The sequence below is a fragment of the Moorena sp. SIO2C4 genome (genome assembly GCF_010672485.1).
Lineage (GTDB): Bacteria > Cyanobacteriota > Cyanobacteriia > Cyanobacteriales > Coleofasciculaceae > Moorena > Moorena producens.
Map to the genome: position 1 here is coordinate 1 of NZ_JAAHGN010000704.1, position 3,986 is coordinate 3,986.

Below are 3,986 nucleotides of genomic sequence, written 5' to 3' on the forward strand. Positions count from 1 at the left end.
TAGAGTTGGTGACTGGAGTCAGACGTGGGCCTCTGCCGATCATGTGGAGCGCATCGAGATTGGCGATCGCACTAATATTCAAGATGGCGCAATTTTACACGGAGATCCCGGCAAGCCAACAGTTTTAGAAGACCATGTCACTGTCGGTCATCGCGCTGTCATTCATTCAGCATATATTGAACAGGGTAGCTTGATTGGTATTGGAGCAGTGGTACTCGATGGGGTTCGTGTGGGTCATGGTAGTATCGTAGGCGCTGGAGCTGTGGTTAGTAAAGACGTTCCTCCTCTGTCCCTGGTAGTCGGTGTCCCTGCCAAAAAATTACGGGATGTTTCGGAGGCTCAAGCCGCTGAACTGATTGAACATGCACGGCACTATGAAAAGTTGGCTCTAGTTCATGCCGGTAAAGGCACAGATTTAGGATTTAGTGTAACCTAATACTTCGCTGCCGTTGGCCCAAACCCGGAACAGAGAACTTCCGATCCCGGAACAATGGACAATAATTGAGAAAAACACGATCACAAAAGCCCTGTATCGCTTTTTACCGATTCCTTACCAATTAGTCAAGTGTGGGTAACATTGATTAACTTTGGTTAAGTTTTACCAAGAACCGTCCAAGGTCTTGGACAAATGGGTGATCAGGTTACTGAAAAATTAACTAAAAAAAATTGACCCATAGGTGCGACTATATTAATAAACAACTACGTACCGTCCGGTACAGGGCAGACAAGCTGAGGGAGGTTACCCCTCTAGCTTGGTAGGAGTGATATTACTTAGTCACAGCAACTTTTTCAACCAACAAGCCCACTCCTTGTAGGGGTGGGAGGTTAAAAAAACTTCAAGCATTATAGGGAGGACACTAGAACCATGGATTTACGTCTATTAATAGTCTTATTGCCTTTACTCCTGGCACTAGGCTGGGTAGTTTACAATATTGGTGCGATCGCTCTCAAACAAGCTCAAAATTATTTGAATAAATCTTAATAAATCGCGCGTCAACCAATTGAGCAATAGCACCTTTGCACAAAAGCTTAATAGCCAGCTGTTCCTTGACACTCCCCGCCCTATAAGAGCGGGGATTCTTTAATCAACGACCCAACGTGGCTCTTCCAGACCGGAATCAGGAAGAGTAGAGGTCGGATCTCCTAAAGCGTTTGGATCGATGATCCAGGTTCCTGTATGCCCTACAGTACCCAAAGCTCTTTTTAGAATATTGATAGCTGCATTATGATCGCGTTCGCGTAGCGTCGCCTTCGGCGAATCCAACACACACCCGCATGAACATGCATGAGTTCTAGTAGATAGCGATTTTTTGACAACTTCACCACAGTTTGAGCAATTTTGGCTAGTATAAGCAGGATTAACGGCTACCGTTTGCCTAGTAAACTTTTGTCCAAAATACTCTAACCACCTTCTAAATTGATACCAACCTGCATCATTAATAGACTTAGCAAGACAATGATTTTTGACCAAATTTTTCACCCTTAAATCTTGCCTTCGGCACGCTTCGCGAACGTAAGCGACCACGTCGTTAGAGTGGATTACGCAACGGGCGAGTCTCTTCGCATGTTCTTCACGTTGCCTACTTATTTTAAGGTGCGTCCTACCTAACCTATTAATGGCGCGCTTACGGTTAGCTGTTCGCGAAGCGTGGCCTACGGCCTTGCCTTTCTTTTTACGAGAAACTCGGCGCTGATAAAACTTCAGCCGCTTCTCGCCCTTACGATAAAATCTTGGATTTGGTTCTGTGTTTCCCTTAGAATCTGTGTAGAATTCTTTTAGCCCTACATCTAATCCAACGTTGGTATGTGAGGGATCTAGAGATTCCTTAATATCAACTTTGACACAGAATTGAACATAATAACCATCTGCGCGACGTACTAATCTGACTCGCTTGATCAATTTATGGTCGTAACGCCACAATTACCAGGTTCCCTTTAGTTTTAGTTTTCCGACTCCTTTTTTGTCTAAGAATTTTATCGACTTAGTATCAGGTGAGAGTCTCCAGCCCGATGTCTTGTATTCAACTGACCGGGAGAACTTTTTAAACTTGGGGTAACCCTTTTTACCAGGGACTTGTTTTTTACATTTATCGTAAAACCTAGAAATTGAACTATAAGCTCTTTCCACTGAAGCTTGGCAGGCATGAGAATTTAAGTCTTTAACAAAAGGATATTCAGATCTCAGCCACGTGTTATAGCGATACAAGTCTTTTTGTCCTATACCTTTATTATCCATCCAGTAACGGATGCACTTATTTCGGACGAATTGACCAGTGCGTATCGCCTCATCAATGGCGGCATACTGAGTTTTATTCCCCTTGACCTTAAACTCTAAAACTATCATTTTGACGTGGAACAACTCTACGTCATATTATAGCACAAAAAGAAATAAAGCCGTCCTAGAAGGACGGGGCTTGAAACCCAATTTTTTGGTCAAAAGGAGGATACAGCTGGTTTGCTTGCGCTATTGAGCAATGTTATTTTTGGCAAATTAGTGGCTCTGAACTCAATAGATAATCTAGAAAAGTACCAGCAACAATCGATAGTTGTTTGCTACGTGGATAGACAGCATACCAGTAACGCTCGATCGGAAAGTGTTCTACATCCAAAACCACCAGCTCAGAGTTAACCCCTTCTAAAATTAAGGTATGACGAGATAATATAGAAATTCCTAAACCCCCTGCGATCGCTTGCTTAATTGCCTCATTACTACCCAAATCCAGCCGCACCTTTGGTGAAATCTGGTGGTGATCGAACAGTTTTTGTACAGCTTTGCGTGTTCCCGAACCAGGCTCCCTCATAATAAAGGTTTCTTGAGCTATACGTTTAAGGGGGATATTTTTTTCCTGAGCTAGAGGATGATCGACCCGTGCGATCACAACCAGGGGGTTTTCTTGCACTGGTTTATAGCAGGTCTCCTGGTTTTCCGGAAGCTGACTCATAATGTATAAGTCATCTAGATTCTCACTGAGACGACCAAGGATGTATTCGTGGTTGGTGACTTGCAGAGAAATATCAATGCCTGGATAACGCTGGCAAAACGGACCGAGTAAACGAGGAATAAAATATTTAGCAGTTGTAATCACTGCTAAGCGCAGACGCCCCTGTTTTAAACCTTTGAGATCTGCCACTTTCATCTCAAACTGGTCTAAATTCTCAAAGATATCGCGGCAGGTTTTAACTAGTGCCTCACCAACCTGGGTCAGGTAGATTCGCTTACCTACCTGGTCAAACAGAGGCATACCAACAACTTTGGTTAGCTGCTTCACCTGCATAGAGACAGTGGGTTGGGTGAGAAACAGTTCCTCTGCAGCTCGTGTAAAGCTGTGGTGCCGAGCGACTGCTTCAAAGACCCTTAACTGATGCAATGTGGCTTGCTTCAATGATATTACTCCTATGAGGATATAGATCTTAGTCTTTGACAGTCTTTAAAGTCAGGAGTAGGGAGTGGGGAATGGGGAAAAGAGAGTTTCATAGTGTTCATGGTGGACTTTTTTCCATGGTAGCTATTATGAATCTTTGGTACGTATGGGTAAGTTTCTTAAATCTGGTAGTTCTACTAGCTCTTTTTCTGCTTCCTTTACCTTAACTGGTATTCTCAAGGGTTGTGGTTGCTCCTCCATCAGGCAACTCGCTACTGGCAAGCTTTTCTCTAAATCTTCAAGAGGTCTAGGAATCACTGTCACAGCGGTTAGTTCACCAATACGCTGGGCTTCAGCCATTCCAACTTGTAAAGCAACGGCTACATCTGCCACACGACCCCGAATAATGGCAGTACATAAACCCGCCCCAATGGTTTCGTAGGCAGTAAGCTGTACATTGGCAGCTTTGAGCATGGCATCCGAGGCACCAACCATTCCTTTTTCTTCTTGGATGTCTTCTTCTTCATCACTGTCCACATCATCGTCTCTTGTGACATTGCTGCGATACTCCACAACAATACCTTCATCTTGTTCCTCTTCTTCAGAAACTTGGACTTGTTCCTG

General features: G+C 43.8%; 4 protein-coding genes and 1 pseudogene. 2 read left to right on the forward strand and 3 right to left on the reverse strand.

Annotated elements, in window-relative coordinates; all coding sequences use genetic code 11:
* Window positions 1-436: gamma carbonic anhydrase family protein (locus F6K20_RS27545; RefSeq protein WP_287296796.1), on the forward strand; the 436-nt coding region annotated here is incomplete at its 5' end.
* Window positions 437-865: 429 nt separating this feature from the next.
* A complete protein-coding gene (locus tag F6K20_RS27550; protein ID WP_008180095.1) occupies window positions 866-982 on the forward strand; it encodes a photosystem II protein Y in 117 nt (38 codons plus the stop codon).
* A gap of 80 nt (window positions 983-1,062) precedes the next feature.
* Here the strand turns inward: F6K20_RS27550 and F6K20_RS27555 are convergent.
* The 3 genes and pseudogenes from F6K20_RS27555 to F6K20_RS27565 all read right to left on the reverse strand — a co-directional run.
* Window positions 1,063-2,344, reverse strand: a pseudogene (locus F6K20_RS27555) (RNA-guided endonuclease InsQ/TnpB family protein).
* 133 nt (window positions 2,345-2,477) lie between these two features.
* Window positions 2,478-3,383 (reverse strand): LysR family transcriptional regulator, encoded by a 906-nt coding sequence (locus tag F6K20_RS27560; protein WP_008180092.1) that lies wholly within the window; start codon window positions 3,381-3,383, stop codon window positions 2,478-2,480.
* A gap of 126 nt (window positions 3,384-3,509) precedes the next feature.
* On the reverse strand, window positions 3,510-3,986 hold a 477-nt coding region (locus F6K20_RS27565), incomplete at its 5' end, for a BMC domain-containing protein (protein WP_287296798.1).

Coding starts and splice junctions, on each gene's coding strand:
- F6K20_RS27550 (WP_008180095.1), top strand. CDS start 866: ATGGATTTACGTCTATTAATAGTCTTATTGCCTTTACTCCTGGCACTA.